Annotated in this window: 9 protein-coding genes; all 9 read right to left on the bottom strand. The window is 69.4% G+C overall.

The genetic code is table 11. The features are described 5' to 3' along the window. Window positions 1-57 precede the first annotated feature (57 nt). From MQH31_RS10285 to MQH31_RS10245, 9 genes are read right to left on the bottom strand one after another with little or no spacing between them, the layout of a single operon-like run. Window positions 58-789 carry an FHA domain-containing protein gene (locus tag MQH31_RS10285; protein ID WP_243011953.1) on the bottom strand — a complete coding sequence of 244 codons (732 nt, stop codon included), beginning with the start codon at window positions 787-789 and terminating at the stop codon, window positions 58-60. After that, on the bottom strand, window positions 786-2,438 hold the full coding sequence (locus MQH31_RS10280) for a protein kinase domain-containing protein (protein ID WP_243011952.1): 1,653 nt from the start codon (window positions 2,436-2,438) through the stop codon (window positions 786-788). The genes MQH31_RS10285 and MQH31_RS10280 overlap by 4 nt, the downstream gene beginning before the upstream one ends. Continuing rightward, window positions 2,435-3,820, bottom strand: coding sequence for an FHA domain-containing protein (locus tag MQH31_RS10275; RefSeq protein ID WP_243011951.1), 1,386 nt, complete (start codon window positions 3,818-3,820; stop codon window positions 2,435-2,437). The genes MQH31_RS10280 and MQH31_RS10275 overlap by 4 nt, the downstream gene beginning before the upstream one ends. Next, on the bottom strand, window positions 3,820-4,761 hold the full coding sequence (locus MQH31_RS10270) for a PP2C family protein-serine/threonine phosphatase (protein WP_243011950.1): 942 nt from the start codon (window positions 4,759-4,761) through the stop codon (window positions 3,820-3,822). Before MQH31_RS10270 ends, MQH31_RS10275 begins: the two co-directional genes overlap by 1 nt. Then, window positions 4,758-6,083, bottom strand: a complete 1,326-nt coding sequence (locus tag MQH31_RS10265) for an RDD family protein (protein ID WP_243011949.1) — start codon at window positions 6,081-6,083, stop codon at window positions 4,758-4,760. Before MQH31_RS10265 ends, MQH31_RS10270 begins: the two co-directional genes overlap by 4 nt. After that, window positions 6,080-8,413 (bottom strand): transglutaminase-like domain-containing protein, encoded by a 2,334-nt coding sequence (locus MQH31_RS10260; RefSeq protein ID WP_243011948.1) that lies wholly within the window; start codon window positions 8,411-8,413, stop codon window positions 6,080-6,082. The genes MQH31_RS10265 and MQH31_RS10260 overlap by 4 nt, the downstream gene beginning before the upstream one ends. Then, window positions 8,410-9,729 (bottom strand): DUF58 domain-containing protein, encoded by a 1,320-nt coding sequence (locus MQH31_RS10255; RefSeq protein WP_243011947.1) that lies wholly within the window; start codon window positions 9,727-9,729, stop codon window positions 8,410-8,412. Before MQH31_RS10255 ends, MQH31_RS10260 begins: the two co-directional genes overlap by 4 nt. Then, window positions 9,726-10,700 (bottom strand): AAA family ATPase, encoded by a 975-nt coding sequence (locus tag MQH31_RS10250; RefSeq protein WP_243011946.1) that lies wholly within the window; start codon window positions 10,698-10,700, stop codon window positions 9,726-9,728. The genes MQH31_RS10255 and MQH31_RS10250 overlap by 4 nt, the downstream gene beginning before the upstream one ends. A 36-nt stretch (window positions 10,701-10,736) precedes the next feature. Beyond that, window positions 10,737-16,799 (bottom strand): Ig-like domain-containing protein, encoded by a 6,063-nt coding sequence (locus MQH31_RS10245; protein ID WP_243011945.1) that lies wholly within the window; start codon window positions 16,797-16,799, stop codon window positions 10,737-10,739. Window positions 16,800-16,936: the final 137 nt, after the last annotated feature.

Raw genomic sequence — 16,936 nt, 5'->3', positions numbered from 1 at the left:
TGCCCTTCGGGAGCGGGTTCGGGCCTGTGGCGAGGCCGGCGACCCAGTGGGTGCCGGTCATTCGGGTTCCTGGGGCTGGTCGAGCAGCGGCAGGTCGAACCGGGTGGCGATCCGGGCAGCGAGCGCGTATTCGACGAGCCGTGCCCTCCGGTTCGTGGCGTAGGATCGCACGCCGCCGCGCAGTCCCTGCACACCAACCCGGTCGAGTTTGTCGCAGACGTTGTCCAGCTTGCGGTTGAAACGTGTCGTGGCCCAGCCGAGCCGTTTGGCCGCATTGACAGAGGTCGGGATATCACTCATCCCGGTGCCCTCACGCAGCAGCATCGGCTCGGCGAGCGCGAGGATCAGGAGCTTCTGGGATGGCGTGAACGACACAGTTCCGATCGTGGTGATCCCCTCGGCACTATCCACCGCGCTGTTCTCCGCAAATGGCGGCTCGCTCGAGTGCACGGTGAACTCGTACGTGGTCGGACCGGCGGTGAAGATCACGTTGAGCCGACCGAACACGATCGGTAGCCGGGCGCCGGGCGCCAACCAGGCCTGCACTCGGCCCCCACCGTCGGTGACGGTCGCGGCCAGCCTGGATCCGACATTAGACAGCCACCAGAGTCCGTCCTGCCTGCTGATTTCGAGGAACCGTCGGTGCAGGAAGGGATTGTCGTCGACGTCGAGGTCGGCGTCGCGACCGATGGCGAAAACCCGCTGGGGCTCCAGCCGGTACCACTCACCGCAGTATTCGACGCTCAGCGCGCTCTCGGGTGCCGGTTCCACCACGGCGATGCCGGTCATGGCGCACACGCCGATGTCGGCTGCGCGGCGGCCCGCCCGTCGCTGCGTCGAATCGACACCTCGATGCAGGTCGGCCCGGCTGCGCTGGCCGGTATGGTCACAGTGGACTCGGTCACGCTCGCCAGCGGGTTGTCCTGGCCTGCCGCCGTCGCACGCCAGAGGTAGGAATCGCCGGTCTCCGGTGCCGGGTTCGTCCAGGTGAAGACGACACCGGAGGCTCCGACGACACCGGTGAGCCCGGCAGGATCGGGCACGGCCGCTTCGTTGACGGCGTCCACCGGAGCCGCGGTTTCGACGGGAGGTTCGGCCGAGCCTCGACCGGACGGGGCGCCCAGGGTCAGCGCCGCGATCACCGCGGCACCGACGAGCACGACCACGATTCCAGCGATGATCGGTACGAGGGCGCGGCGCCGTCGCGGCCCACCAGCGAGCCCGGCACCGGCCTCCTCCGAAGCGGGGGCGGGATCCGTTCGCCGGTACGTCTCGTCGAGCGGCGCCCGGGCGGGCAGCCGCTGCCCGCCGAACCCGGGGGCCCGTGCGGTTTCGGCGTCGGGAGTGAGCGGCGCCGTTGCACCGCGGAGTTGGGTGCGGTCGAGGTCGGCGGGAATGGAGCGGATCGGCGGCCGGACGGTCTCCTCATCATCGACGGCGGCCGGGAAGCCAGGTGGAATCACCGCGGTCACCGTGTGCACAGGGGGTCGTTCCGGATTGATGCTGACGACGCTACGCACCCGGGTCAGGCCGTCATCGTCGTCGCGTTCGTCGGGGGCATCGGCCGAATCGTCGAGCACGTCGACCGGTGTGACCGACATGGCAAGTTCGATCTGCACCTTCTGCAGGGCCCTGGCGAACTCGAGCACCGTCGCGTACCGCTCTTCCGGGCGTTTCTGCATGGCGTGGGCGAGGGCAACCTCGAGCGATGCCGGCACGTCGGGGCGGTCGAGGGCGGGCAGGGTATGGCCGGAGATACGGCTGATCACGTCGGCGCTCGTGTTCGAGCCACCCGGGAATTGGAATGGCGAACGCCCCGCGAGCAGTGTGTAGAGCGTCGCGGCGAGCGCGTAGACGTCGGATTGGGGTCCGCTCCGCGCCGGAGAGGCGAACGACTCCGGCGGAGACCAGGGAATGGACATTCCGACCGGGGCGTCATCGCCGGTGGTCGCCGCGGAGATTCCGAAGTCGGTGAGCGCGGGTCGGTTGTATTCCGTGACGAGGATGTTGGCCGGTTTGATATCCCGGTGCAGGATGCCCGCACGGTGCGAGGTCTCTACCGCTCCGGCGACCTGGATTCCGATACGCAGTGCCTCGCCGACGCCGAACCGCTCCCGCCGGTACCGCACCTGAAGATTCGGTTTCGGGCAGTACTCCATGACCAGGTACGGGCGGCCGTCGTCGGAGACGCCGGCCTGGTAGATCGTGACGATCGAGGGGTGCGTGGACAGCATCGCCATCACGTTGGCCTCGGCCGTGAACTCGTCGATCGAGCCCGGCCGCAGTTGATCAGGGAGCAGCACCTTGACCGCGACCCGGCGGCGGGGCATTGCTTGCTCGTAGAGGAAGACGTCGGCAAAGCCGCCTGAGCCGAGCAGCTGTTCGAAGCGGAAACCGGCCAGCTCGGGGGGAACGCTCGGCGCGCGGGACGGGCTCATGAGAGGGCCTCGAAGGTGACGAGCACAGCGTCGCCCAGGTCGAGCACGTCGCCGTGCACGAGCATCGCGGGCTCCTGCGGGTCGAGCCGCACCGGATCGGAGCCCGCGCGCAGCAGCCGGGTGCCGTTGGTGGTCTGCAGGTCGATCGCGAACACGTGCATGCCCTCGCACCGGATTTCCAGGTGGCTGCGCGAAATGTCCTGTTCCGGGCTCGGCACCGTGATCAGGTGTGGCATGCGGTCTGCGCTGAACCGGCCGGCACTGGGCTTGCGGCCGATGACGGCACCGCGGTCAAGAGCAACGTCGAGACGCACCGGGATACCGTCGTGCACGACACGCAGCTGCCCGGGAAGGCGCGGTTCCGTAGGCAGCGCGGGCGCCGCGGGCACGGATGCCGGCGCGGCCAGTCCGAGTGCGCGGATCTGTTCGATCGACAGCGTCTCACCGTCGTGGTCGTCGTCGGTCGCATGATCACCGGCTGCCTCGATCGTGACACCCGTGGCACCGATGGTCGCCTCGGCCGCCGCGCGGTCCTGGACTACAGGAGCAGCCGGAGCGAATGTCGGTACGCCCTCAATCAGCGCACGCGGCGGGGCGCCCCAGAGCCCGTCGTAGGCGAGGCCCAGCGTGTGGTCCTCCAGAGAGATCGGGTCGCCCGCTGCGGGAACGGAGGTCGGGGCGGCCGGTGGCATCGCGATCGGCACTGGTTCGGGTCGCGGTTCCGGCACCGGTTCCGGGACCAGCGCGTGTTCCGGTGCCGGTTCGGTTGCCGGTTCGGGTTCGGGTTCGGGTACCGGAACAGGCTTCGGTCCGCGCGCTGTCTCGGGGAAGATCCGGGCCTCGGCGAGGGACTCGGCCGGCGCTGGGAGCGATGCAGGTCCGGGGTCGAGGGTGTCGACGAGAGAGGCCGCGAGCTCCTCGAGCGGGATCACCGAGGGTGCCCGCACGATCAGACTCAGCCCGGAGCACAGCACGACCCCGCTGCCGATCGGGAGGTGCACGACCGGGGTCGCCGCGGTATCCGTGATGACCTCGATCGAGGCCGGGCTTTCGGCGACGCTCTCGCTCCACGTCGTGACCCGTGCCCCTGTGACGCGGAAGTCGCCCTGGTCGGAGTCGCCGGTGATGCGCACCTGCAGTGGACCTCGCACGGCGATCCGCGCTTCGGATCCGACCAGGGACACGATGACGAAGTCGGGGAGCGCCGCGAGGCTCGTGCCGAATGAACCGGTCAGTGCCTCGAGGAGCGCGCCGAGGCCCTGACCCGCGTTGAGTGAGCCCCAGATCCGGTCCAGCAATTCCGAGGAGATATCTCCGGGGAGCATGACGAGTCCGCTGTCAGTCACGAAACCAAGCCAGCTCCCCGGCGAATAGTGGCGCATCAGGACTCCTCCCCCGGTGTTGCTACCGCTTTCGCTTCCGCTTCCGGCGGAATGCTCGGCGGCACGAGGTCGTCCGGGGCGAGAAGTGCCGCGAGTTCGTCGCGCGGGATGGTGTCGTCCCAGTCGGGCGCGTCAACCGCACCCGTGTTGCCTCGGTCGGCCGGCATGGTGTGTTCCTCGGCGTGGGCGCCGTAGACGCTGAGCGCATCGACGACCACTGCGGTCACGTTGTCGCGACCACCGCTGAGGAGCGCTTCGTGCACCAGCCGGGTGGCCGCCGCCTGGGGAGCGGCTTCCTCGCTGAGGATCAGCCGGATGCGGGCGTCGTCGAGCTCCCCGGTGAGCCCGTCGGAGCAGATCAGGATGCGGTCGGCCGGCTCGGCGGGCACGTACCAATAGTCGGGTTCGCTCTCGCTGCCCGCGCCGATCGCCCGCGTGACGATGTTGCGCTGGGCATCCGTCGCCGCCTGTGCGGGAGTCAGCTCACCCCGCTCGACGAGCTCCTGCACCAGGGAGTGATCGACGCTGATCTGCGCGAGTACGCCCCCGGAGAGCCGGTAGGTGCGTGAGTCTCCGAGGTTGAACATCAGCCAGTATGCGTTGCCGTCGAGCTCGGCGATGACGACGCCGCTGAGGGTGGTTCCCGCGCCGGCACCGCCGCCCTCGGGGAGGCGCGCGACCTGGCCGGCCGCGTCGGCGAAGGCCGCCTGCAGCTGGTCGAGGGTGATGCTGCGGCTCGTCGTCAGCGGCCGGAAGGCCGTGACGACCGTGGCACTGGCGATCTCCCCGGCCTCGTGCCCGCCCATGCCGTCGGCGACGAGAAACACCGAGCCCTCAGCGAGATAGGAGTCCTCGTTGATGGCCCGGCGGAGACCGACGTCGGTCGCGGTTCCGGTGACGACCTGGATCGGCGCGCGATTCACCGTGTCTGGCCCGCTCATGGGGTGACCACGGTGATGCGCCGGTCGCCCAGTGCGAGCACATCGCCCGCCGCCAGGTAGGTTCGGCCATCGGTGGCGACGGCCTGGTCGTCCTGGCCTGCGCGGATGACGGAGGTGCCGTTGGTCGATCGGCGGTCCGTCACCCAGAGGCGGGACCCCTCGAGTCCGTAGCCGAGGTGGGTCTTCGAGATCGACCGGGTGTCGTCAGCGAACACGACGAGCCGGGCAGAGCGTGCGTCCGGGTCGGTTGCGGGCGCTGCGGGGTTGCGGCCCACGTAGCCGGGGCCGTCGGCCGGGAATTCTTCTCCCGTGTCGAGGCGGAGGACCCACGTGACGAGAACAGGCTTCGGCGCCACCGCTCGGGTGCGGTCAAGGTCGTCATCGTCGGCTGTCACGGCGAGCGGCGCGACCGGAATCGGGGCTGCCCGCGGCACGAGGGCGGGCGCGACGGGGGGCGCGACCGGTGCGGCCGCAATTGGAGGGGTGACCGGAGGGCGCACTGCCGCGCCGGGCACCTCGGAGATGAGTCCGGTCTGGGACCGTGGCGCGAACGCCTGCGGCGGTGCGAGCGGGGGTTGCGCGAAAGGGCTGACGACGATGTTTGCGGGTGCGGCGGCGGGATCGTGTGCAGGTCGTGGCGGCGCGATGACCGTTTCCACCGCGGGGCCGTCGTTGAAGTCATAACTCGACGCGGGGGCGACCGGCGGGGCGGGGCGGGGCGGCGGGGCGAGCGGCGTGACCGCGACCGGCGCAGATGCAGACGCTGGCGCCGAGGCCTGCAGCTGTGCCTGGGACTGTGGCTGCGACCGTGGCTGCGCCGGAGCCATCCGATCGTCGATCATCCAGGTGTTAGACGCCTTGTCGTGCCAACCGCGGCCTGCTCCGGTGTTGTCGAACAGCGGAGAGAAGTAGCCGACGACGATCGAGCCGGCCAGGGAGAAGATGATTCCGCGGCCCACGGCCGTCCAGAATCCCGGTGCGCCGAGCGTGTTGAGGGAGACGAGGCGGATCTTGAGCGCCTTCATCCCCGGGCTCTGGCCCTTGCCGATACCGACGAGGTAGAAGATCCCGAGCACAAGGCTCAGCAACTGCGGGACGATGCCGCCCGCGATGAGCAGGCCGTTCGCCGAGGAATACCCGCCGTTCCGCAGTGCCGCGAGGCCGGCGCCGTACAGGATGAAGAACAGGACCAGCGGGATCCCGCCCAACCAGAGGGTGTCCAGAATGTAGGCGCCGACCCGCGAGCCGATCTGGGCCGATGCCAGCCCCGTCGACGCGGGATCGATGGTGCTGGACAGCGGACGATAGCCGGGTTGCGTCATAGGGTGTTTCTCCGCTTCTGAGTGAAAGTCGTGGCCCGCAGCATCCAGCCGTTCCAGAAGGAGCGCAGCGACAGGCGGGCGCGCAGCCGCGCCCAGCGTCCGACCGAACCGGTCATCGTGGCGACGATACGGTCGACCTCGGTCCAGAACTCGTCGAGTTGCTGGTCGGTCGGGTCGGTCGGTCCGAAGACCCCGGTGTCGACCCTGTTGGCGAGCACGGTCACGCCGGCATCCGGATAGTGCTCCTCAAGAGCCCGGGACCCCTCGCGACGGGTGGCTCCGACCGTGGTCGGCACGCCGAGGTCGGTGGCCGTGTCGACGATCTCGCTCCAGCCGTTGCTGAGCCGGTCGATCGGCCGTTCTGCCCTGATCCGCCGGCGACGTCTGCGCGCCTTGAGGATTCCGATCACGATCGCAGGCCCGAACAGAACCAGGAACAGGGCGAGAGCGCCGCCCACGATGCCGGCGATCAGCAGGAGGAGCGCGCCGAGGTCGGAGCTCTGGGAATCGGGCTGTTCGTCGGGGAGGAGCGCCGGCGGCAGGTCGACGGGCTTGACCGGCGCGAGCGCGGGCTGGAGCACCTGCGCCTGGGGCTGGGCCTTCGACTTCGGCACCTCGGCCTGAGGGATCTGGTCGGCGGGCGGAGTGGGGTCGAAGCTCACCCAGCCGAGGCCGTCGAAGGCCACTTCGACCCAGGCGTGCACGTCGCTTCCGGTGATCGTGACGGAACCGGTCGTCGCATCCTTCGGGTAGAATCCCATGACCACCCGTACCGGCATGCCGAGGTGGGAGACCTCGAGCGCCATGGCGACGGCATATTGCTCATCGTCTCCGACAAGCTGCTTGGCCGTGAGCAGGGATGCGATCCGCTCCGAACCGTGTCCGGCGCGGGAGGGAGTCTCCCCCTCGAGGCCGTGACTCACGAAACCGGTGCTGTGCAGCGTTGATTCGATCGCGCGCACCTGCGCGAGTGCGGTCGTCTCTTCGCCGATGGCGGCATCCGATGCGGTGTTCACGGCATCGGGCACCGAGGACGACGCCGGCATGGCGAGGTTCGCGGCCTGTCGGGTGCCGATCGCCTCGTCGGTGGGCACCGTCGGAATGATCACCTGTGCCGTGTACGAGTCGCCGGGCTGCAGGCCGAGAGTGGAGACGGCGACCCCGGTCGACCGGTTGTAGTGCAGCGATTCGGCCAGCTGGGCGGCGCGGGCGCCGGTGAACTGCAGCGATGTCAGAGAGCCGGTGTCGGGCACCCACACGCCGGTGAGGGCGTCGACGGTGACCCCGATGGTCGCGAGCGTGCCGGACTGGGTCTCGGCGATCGCGGAACCGACCCGGGAGAAGGTGCCCGAGCCTGCGCTGCCGTCGCCGGCCACGTTGTAGACGATCCCGTCGTAGCGGTCGAGGGTGGCCAGGCGCACCCGGGCGCCGTCGGGCAGGCCGGTGACCGTGAACAGGGTCTTGTCCTTGTAGTCGCGCACGTACTTACGGAATGCGACGAGCGGGCTCGGATAGGCGCGCAGGTCCAGCGGGGGCACGACGGTGTCGCGCAACACCTGCCGCGCACTGGCCGGGCTCACCGCATCGCCGGTGACGACGCCGACACCGAGGGCCAGGACGAGCAGGCCGGCTCCGAGAGCGAGGCGGCGGTTGCGGGCCTGTACCCGACTGGCCGAGTCGTCGTTGGGCGACCCGACGGCCGTGGCGATCGCGCTCGACGCCCGCGCGGCTGCGAGCCGCCAGGCGAGCCACGCGATGGCAACGACGGTCAGGACGATGCCGCGCACGACGGGCAGGAGCACCTCGTGGGTGCCGAACCCGATCGAGACCACGAACAGGGCGAGCACGGGCAGCAGGGCGAAGACGGGTCGGGACAACCGCAGCGCGAAGCTGCCCGCGAGCACGGCGGCGAGCAGTGCGGCGAGGAACGGCACGATCAACAGGGTGTCGAAGCCTGCGACGGGCGCCTCGACGGTGAGCAGCTGCTTCCAGGAGAACACGATGCCGGTGGCGAGTTCGCGTACGGTGTCGAGGCCGGGGAGAACGCCGAAGAAGGTCGTGGACGGCAGCGCGAGCGCACCACCGAAAAGGAAGTAGCCCACCAGGGTGGCCGCCACAACGGTGAGGAGTCCCCAGCGCTGGCGGGCGCCGAGGAGGGCGATGCCCAGCCCGATGACCAGGCCACCGAGGCCGGCGACCAGGTAGCCGACGCCGCCGAACACCGGGCCAAAGCCGAGCACGCCGAGGCCGAGGAGCACGACGAGCACCAGCAGGTCGAGCAGTTGGACCGACAGCGGTCGCCGGCTGCGCGCGTGCGCCGCGGCGCTCATTCGGACACCCGGCTCATGCCGATCGGCAGTTCCGTGAGGTCGCCGACGGTGAGCACCGTCGTTGTCGCGATCGACCGGCGGGAGAGCACGGCACCGGAGTGGCAGTTGACGGCGATGACTCGCACGCCCCGCGGCACGTGGCTCGCCGCAGAGCGGATACGCGTCGCCTCGACGACGCTGCCGAACAGCAGGATCACGACGGATGCGTTGGGCACCGCGTTACCGGTGTGACGGGCGAGCTGCACGATGTCGGCACGCGAGTCGCGCTGCTCGATGCCCGCGAGTCCGTCGAGCAGCCGTTTTCCGGTTGCGGCGGGCACGGTCTGGTCCTGCGCGAGCACGGTGATCTGCTTGTCTTCCTTGAGCGCCTGCAGGCCGAGCGAACCGCAGACCGAGACGGCGAGTTCGAATTCCTCGGCGTCGGCGTAGTCGCCCGGGTTGCGGGACAGGGCGATGGCGAGGTGGGATCGCCGGGTCTCCTCGAACTGGCGCACCATGATGCGGCCGGTGCGCGCAGTCGAACGCCAGTGCACGTTGCGTCGGTCGTCCCCAGGCACGTATTCACGCAGGGCGTGGAAGGACACGTCGTCGTTGGAGAGGTCCTTCGTCGGCATGCCCTCGAGGTCGCGCAGGAACCCGGACGAGGAGCCGTCGAGCCGCACGGTGCGCGGGTGCACGAACAGGTCGACGGCGTCGTTCCAGTCCACGGTGCGGCGGAAGAGTCCGAGTGCATCGCCGCGTACCGAGCGAACGGGTCCGACCGAGAGCACGGTACGGCGCTGGGTGGGGATCGTGAACAGGTCTTCGTGGGATGTTCCCACGGCGAGGCGGGGCAGGTGGAAGGACGCGAGTCCGCGGCCGACCGGAAGTTCGATGCGGGCGGGCAACAGAGCACGCGTCGAGGCATTGCGCACCTCGACGCTGCCGACGGCGAGTTCGCCGACGACGACGCGGCTCTTGGCGAGGCCGAGTTCGACCGTGTAGGCGCTGCGCCCGAGCACGAACGGCACTGCGAGCACCAGGACGGCCAGGCCGACCGCGGCGATCGCGGTGAATTCGTGCCAGCCGAAGACCTGGCCGAGGATCCAGCTCAGGACCGTCGCCACGACCAGGCCCCAGCCGAACCCGGTGGCGACGGCGAGCATCCGCCCCGCCGCACGATAGGCCGGAGCGATGACGGGCCAGACCACCCGGACCCACAGCTCGCCGAGAGGCGCAAGCGACGCCCGGGCGCGCTGCAGCGCGTCTTTCCCCCCACGTGTTGCCCGGCCGGCGATTCTGCTGGGAGCCGACCAGAGCGCCCCCGCGGTGCTCATGCGGCCGGTCGGCGGGACTGCGGCGCTGCCACGTCGTGCAGCACGCGCGTGAGGATCTTCTCGGCGGTGACGCCGGAGAATTCGGCCTCGGGATCGAGCACGATCCGGTGCGTCCAGACCGGGGCCGCGAGGTCTTTGATGTCGTCGGGCAGCACGAAGTTACGGCCCTGGGCCGCCGCCCAGACCTTGGCAGCGCGCATCATGGCGAGCGCCCCGCGCACCGACACTCCGACGGTGGTCTCGGCCGCCGTGCGGGTCTCCTGGGTGAGCTCGGCCACGTAGCGGAGCACGGAACTGTCGGTGTGCACCGTCGAGGCGAGGTCGGCCATGTCCGCGACCGCGGTCGTGGTGATCATTGCGGCGAGGCCGGCGGCGGGGTTTCGGTTCGCGGACCCGGCGAGGATCTGCTCCGCCGAGGCGAGGTCGGGGTAGCCGATCGAGGTCTTCACCAGGAAGCGGTCGAGCTGCGCCTCGGGCAGCCGGTAGGTGCCGGCCTGCTCGATCGGGTTCTGGGTGGCGATCACCATGAACGGGCGCCCGACCTCGTGGCCGACACCGTCGACGGTGATGCGGGATTCCTCCATGACCTCGAGCAGTGCCGACTGGGTCTTCGGGCTGGCCCGGTTGATTTCGTCGGCGAGCACGATCGAGGCGAAGATGGGGCCCTTGTGGAACTCGAAGCGGTGGCTTTGCTGGTCGTAGATCGTGACGCCGGTCACGTCGGAGGGCAGCAGGTCGGGGGTGAACTGGATGCGCTGGTTGGTGCCCTGCACGGTGGCCGCGATCGCCTTGGCGAGCGAGGTCTTGCCGGTGCCGGGGGCGTCCTCCAGAAGCACGTGGCCCTCGGCGAGCATCGCGGTCAGCACGAGGCGGATCACGTCGGCCTTGCCGAGCACGGCGAGCCCCACGTTGTCGACCAGCTTGCCGAAGGTTCCGGCGAACCAGGTCGCCTGTTCCGGTGTCATTGTCATTGGTGTTCCCCGATTTCCTTGAATGAGTTCACGTTCTTATCCACCCCAACTGCCACCGACTTGGAGCCAGGGGCCGTACTGCCAGGGCTCGATGGAGTAGCTGTCGTTTGCTCCAGTGCCGCAATCCATATCGATAGAGCCGTTGCCAGCGGAGAATGACCCAGGCAGGGTTAGGACGACATTCGCCGTGCCTTGTTGGGTATTCGGCGCAACGTTATAGCAGCGGAACTTCGAGACCGCAGTCCACGAACCAGCCGGAAGGTTTTGCCAGTGATACGTCAGAACCTGCCCGCTTCGAGTCACCCAGGTCTTTGCCACCGGTGCCGCACCAGAGCTCGCGGAGGCCGAGTTGGTGCTCTGCTGGCCGGCGGCGTCGGTGGCTCGAACGCTGATCGAGTGGCTCTCGCTGTAGCTGCCCACGTTTCGGTTGCCGCTGCCGACCCCGACGCTTTCCCAGCCGCCGCCGTCGATACTGATCTCCAGCGCCGTGATTGCCCGGCCGTTCGGTCCCGGAGGACCCCATTGCAGGCTGACCTGGGCGCCGCCGCCGCTCGCGCCTGCGCCGGGCTGGTTGGGCTGTCCAAAGGGTGCGACCGCGTTGGACGCGGCACTTCCCGCGCCCTCGTAGGACACGCCATCGAAGTTGCTCACCGCTCGAATTGCGATCGTGTAACTGCCGTTGTTATTCACCTGGCCGTTGGCGATCGTGCCCGATGTTCCGGACCCGCCGCTAGCCCAGTCACTCCGCCAGGCGCCGCCGCTCACGCTGTACTGGTAGGCCAGCTCGCCGGTGGTCGCCCCGTTACCGGCTGCGGCTCCGAAGGTGACTCCCACTGAGTTGTCGCCCTCGCTCGCGACGACGTTGGAGGGCGCCCCCGGTGCCAGAACTGCTCGCCTCGGCGTCGACGCCGCGCTCGGCAGCGAGTCGCCCACGCCGTTGGTCGCCACCACGGTGAACGTGTAGTCGGTAGTCGAGGTGTTGATGACGACTGCGGCGTGCGTCGATCCGTTCGGCGCGGTGACGATCGCGCCGCCGGGCTGCACGGTGATCTTGTAACCGGTGATGTCGGCGCCATTGTTGTAGGGCTCCGCGCCCCACGACACGTCCAGCTGCGCTTGCGACCCGACCGCAGCGAGCCGCGCCGTCGTCGGCTGGGTCGGCGCCACCGGCACACCGGCGGGAATCACCGGGGCCGATTCGGCACTGAAGTCCGAGGCCAGTTCGCGGGAGCTCAGGGCCTGCACGCTCGCCTGGTACGAGCCGCCGTTGGTAAGGCCGGTCAGGACCTTGGTCGTCGTCCCGACGACGTCGAGGTCGTGCAAGCCATCGGGACCGGTGATCCGCAGCGTGTAGTGGGTGACCGGTGAGCCGTTGTTCACGGGCGCCGACCAGGTCACGGTCATGGCCTGGTCGCCGCGCACGGCCGAGGTGATCGACGGGGTCTCGGGGCGCACATCCGGGGTCAGGGCGTTCGAGGTGGCGGAGGCGGCGGACTCTCCCACCGCGTTGGTCGCGGTCACGTTGAAGCTGTACGCGGTGCCGTTCGTGAGTCCGGTCAGGGTGCAGGTGGTCGAGGCGCAGGACTGGGAGAATCCCTGCGGCGAGCGCACCGTGTATGACGTGATCTCGGCGCCGTTGTTCGAGGGCGGGGTCCACGACAGGACCAGGGTGCTGTCCTGCTCGCCGGATGCGACCGGGGTTCCCGGGGCATCCGGTTTTCCCTGCACGGTCAAGCGGATACGCCCGTCGACCTCGCGCTCGGTGTCCTTGGTGGCGTCGGCGACGCGGTATCGCACCACCATGGTGCCCACGAAGGAGCCGCCCGGCGTCACGACGACGTCGCTGCCGCTCACGGTCGCCGTGCCGTCACCGGTCTCGACCGCGACCGAGACCAGGGTGAGCGGCTGGTCGGGGAAGGGGCTCGTGTCGTTGCCGAGCACGGACACCGTGCTGGCCTGGCCCTGGTGGGCCTCGGGAACGACGTCGTCCGTCGTGGTCGCGAGGGGCTTGGTGGATGCGATCACCGAGAGGTTGAGCGTGCCGGTGGCCGGTGCGCTCACGCCATCGGAAATCGTGAGCTGCACCGAGCCCGTGGTGCCCTTGGGCACGCTCTTGTCGACACTCGCGGTGAGCGACTGGCCGCTGACGGAGAGGGAGAAACCAGCAGGGACCGTGCCGAGGGTGTAGCTGAGCTTCTCGAGGTCGCCCGGGTCGGGGTCTTTCGACATGGCCTTGAGGCTCACGGTGACCGCAGCGTCACCGGGTGCGAGTTCGACGGTTCCGCCGACGAAGCTCGGCGCCCGGTTGTCGGGGGCGAGCACCGTGATCGGGATCGACAGCACCGCGGTGAGGCCCTTCGGGTCATCGGGGCCGGTGCCGTCTGTCACTTCGAAGCTGATCGCGTCGGGGCCGGCGTAGTCGGCGGCCGAGGTGTACTGGAGGGTGGATTCGTCCTTAATCAGCGCGGCACCGCTCGCGTGCGCCGCCGTCACCGAGGTGGCGACCGTGATGCGCGGGGTCTTGCCGGCGGCGACCGTGACGTAGTCGGCGAGGTTGAGCGTCACCGGGGCGCCACTCTTCACCTCGACGGTTTTCACCGGGGTTGTCAGCGTCGGGCGCTGCTGCTCGAGTCCGGGCACAAGGATGAACGCGGAGGCAGTGAGGCCGTCGGCATCCGTCGTCGTGTACAGGATGATCTGAGCGGCGGCGGCAAGCGTCACACGCACGACCCCGCCCGTGGCGACCGTGGCAGCAGGGTCGGCAACGGTGACGGTGAGGTTCGCGGCGGATCCGTCGGGGTCCTCGTCGTTGCGCAGCACCGGAACGTCGACCGCGGTTTTGCCGACGATGTCGGCGCTCGCGACCCGGTCGTCGCGGGCGATCGGCGCCTTGAGCGGTGCGTCCTTGCTCACGCTCACCTGGAGGGTGCCGATCGCGGTGGCGCCCCAGGGGTCTGTGGCCGTGTAGCTGATGCTGGATTCGCCCTGGGCACTCGGTGTCTGCACGAGCACGCGATCGCCCGCGATCTTCGCTTCGATACCGGCGGGCACCGTCAGCCCGTCTTTCAGCAGGGTCAGGGTGTCGCCGTCGGGGTCGGTGTCGTTCACCAGCACGGCGACGGCGACCTGCCGGTCGGGCCGGGCGCTGACGGCGTCCTTGATCGCGAACGGCTTCTGGTTCACGGCACCCGGCTGCGCGATGCCGACCCGGATGCTCGCCGTCGCTGCGGCGCCGACGCGGTCGCGCACGACGTAGCTGAACGTGTCGGTTCCGGTGGACCGTTCGTAGGCCTCGTAGGTGAGCCAGCCGGCCCCGACTTCGGTGATCCGTCCTTTTCCTGGCGCGATGCCCTGGCCGACCAGCTCGACGGAGTCGCCGTCTGGATCGATCTGGTCCAGTGGCACCGGGATGCGCACGGTGCTGCCGGCGAGCACTCGGGCGGTCAGGGCCTGCGGGTGCGGCGGCGAGTTCGATTCGGGGGCAGCGGCGAGGATCTGGATGGTGACGTAGCCGGCATCCTTCTGGCCCTGGCTGTCGACGACGTCATAGGTGGCGTAGACGGTCTTGGCGGTGGTTCCGGCCTTGAACCGGAGCGTGTTGCCGTCGACGAAGAGGGTGCCGTCGGCGGGGTCGACGAGCGGGGCGACGAGGGTCGGCGACAGGGTCAGGGTGTCGCCGTCCGGGTGGGAGTCGTTCGCGAGGACAGGGATGGTGACGATGTCCCCGGCGCGCACTGTGGCCGCATCGTCGACGGCGACCGGCGGCCGCAGCTTCGCCGGAGAGGGCACCGGGATGACGAGCACGTCGCCCTGGGCGGTCTGGGTGCCGTTCGACACCGTGTAGCCGATGGTGATCGGCCCGTTGAGGCCGGACTGGTCGGTGATGTGCAGCACCCGGTGCTCGAGCACGGCGACCGTGATGCCGAGGTTCGCCGGGATCGTGACGGACTGCACCACGAGGATCCCGCCGGCGGGGTCGGTGTCGTTCTGCAGCACGTCGACGAGCACATCGCGCCCGGTGGGCAGCAGCGCCACGTCACGGACCGCGACGGGCGGCAGGTCGGTGGCGGAGGCATCCGTCACGTCGACGCGCACAAGACCGAGCGCCGTGTTGGGTCCGTCCGTGGCGAGGTACTGCACGTAGTAGGTCTTCGCTACCGTCGCCGTGAAGGTGAATGTGCCCGCGGTGAAGTCGGGCACGAGGGTGGCGCCGGGCACCTCATCGAGTTTCGCGAGGCGCAGGACCGCACCGCTCGGACTCAGGTCGTTGACCAGGGGCGAAACCGTCACCGGCTGTCCGGCCACGGTGGTGACGTGATCGGGGTTGGTGCTCGGCTTGGTGCTTCCGGCCGCACGCACGTCGGCGCGGGCGGTCCCCGTTGCGGTGTCCGTGCCGTCCGAGACGACGAGGGTGACGTCCTTCCGGCCGAGGTTCTGGCCGACGGCGCCGTAGGTGAGCATGCCGTCGGCCTTCGAGGACACCACGTCGTCGTCCGCTGAGGCGGCGGCCTGCAGGAACAGGTCGTCGCCGTCGGGGTCGCTCCAGTCGGTCAGCATGTTCTGGGTGACGGATGCGCCCTGCTCGACCACGAAACCGGACGCGCGTTTCTGCACCGGCGGCTTATTGGTGCCCGCGGCGCTCACCGTGAGGGTGACCGTGCCCTCTGCGGTGCCGCCGCGGCCGTCGCTCACGGTGTAACGAAAGCTCGCCGAGCCCGCGGCATCGCCCGCGACGGCGATCTGCAGGGCGGTGCCGCCGAAGATGGGTTGGACAGCACCGATCTTCGGCCCGTCCCCGGCCACGGTCGCCGTCAGCAGGTCCCCGTCGGCGTCACTGTCGTTGTCGAGCACCGGCAGGATCACGCTGCGGCCCGGACGCACGCCGAGGGCATCGTCGACGGCGACCGGCGGCGTATTCGTGTCGGTGCGCTTGGGTAACACGTTCTCGACGATCTGGGTCACAGTGTTGTTCGGCTCGCTGTCGCTTTCCGCGGGCGGAGGGGTGACGTCGGACCAGTTGTCGACGGTGACCATGTCCTGGTCGACCAGCCAGACCAGGCCGGAGTTCAGGTCGTTGAGCACGACGACCTTGCGGTTCACCCGGAAGGTGAGTGCGCTGTCCGCCTTCAGGTGATCGATGGTGCGGGCCACATCGTCCGACGATCCGGGGCAGTCACGCAGGTAACGCGCGGATCCCGACCAGGCCGCATATGAGCATCCGCCGAGGGACACCGGCGCTGCCGGAACGCCGTCGGCACCGGCGTCGACCGCAGTGGCCGAACCACCATCGAGGGGCTGAATGACCAGCTTCGACGCGGTCGCGACGAGCACCGAGTTCGCCTGCGGGCCGCTCTGCTGCAGCAGGGCGCCCGAGGCGTTGTCGACCGTGGCGGTCTTTCCGCCGGGGAGGTACAGCGTCGAACCGATGGAGTCGTAGACGACCGAGTCCGTGCCGACCGCGGCGATGGACAGGGTGGACTTGTCGGGCAGCCCCGTGAGACCGGTTCTCGCGGGTTCGCCGAAGCCGCCCTGACCGTCGGCGACCAGGGTGACCAACGCCTTGTCGCTTGCAGAAACGGCCCGGACGGTACCGTCTGCGCCGACGGCGACAGCCGCGCCAGCGCCGAGAGTCACTGCGGGATCGGCGCCGGCGATGCTGAAGGAGGCAACCGCCTCAACGGTCGTGACGAAGAGGTCGCCCGTGGCCTGGTCGAGGATGGCGATCGTGTCGCCGCCGAGCGCGACAGACGCCGTCGCGGGAAGGGTGACCGGAGTGCCGAGCACGACCTTGGCGGGATCGACGACGGTGAGCGTCGCATTGGCGCGGTCGTGCGTCAGGACGGTGTTGCCGGACTGGAGGATATCGAAGTCGTTGGTCGTGGTGCGGAGCCCCGAGTCGAGGACCTGGGCCTGCTGATTGAGGTGACCCACAAGCAACCCGGACGGCTTCGTCACCCAGACGCCTCCGTCGTTGAGATCGACGTTCGCGGTCGTGAAGCCCTGGTACAGGAAAGCGACCACGCTGAGTGCAAGCGTGATCGACGTGACGAGCCCAACGCCCATCACGGATCGTCGCCTGCGGAGCATCGCTGTCAGCATCCCCGGACCCCCCTTTCGCCAAACCTTAGTGAGTGCAATACTCCGGCATGTGTCCGATGTGGTCCATGGGCCCTATTACCCATGCCTTTAAGCACAATCTTTCGTCCTGCGCTATCATGCCCACGGGCAACCGGGGT

The organism is Cryobacterium zhongshanensis (genome assembly GCF_022760445.1).
Taxonomy (GTDB): Bacteria; Actinomycetota; Actinomycetes; order Actinomycetales; family Microbacteriaceae; genus Cryobacterium; species Cryobacterium algoricola.
The sequence above is the reverse complement of the archived record's forward strand: the minus strand, read 5'-3'. Positions and strand labels throughout refer to the sequence as shown.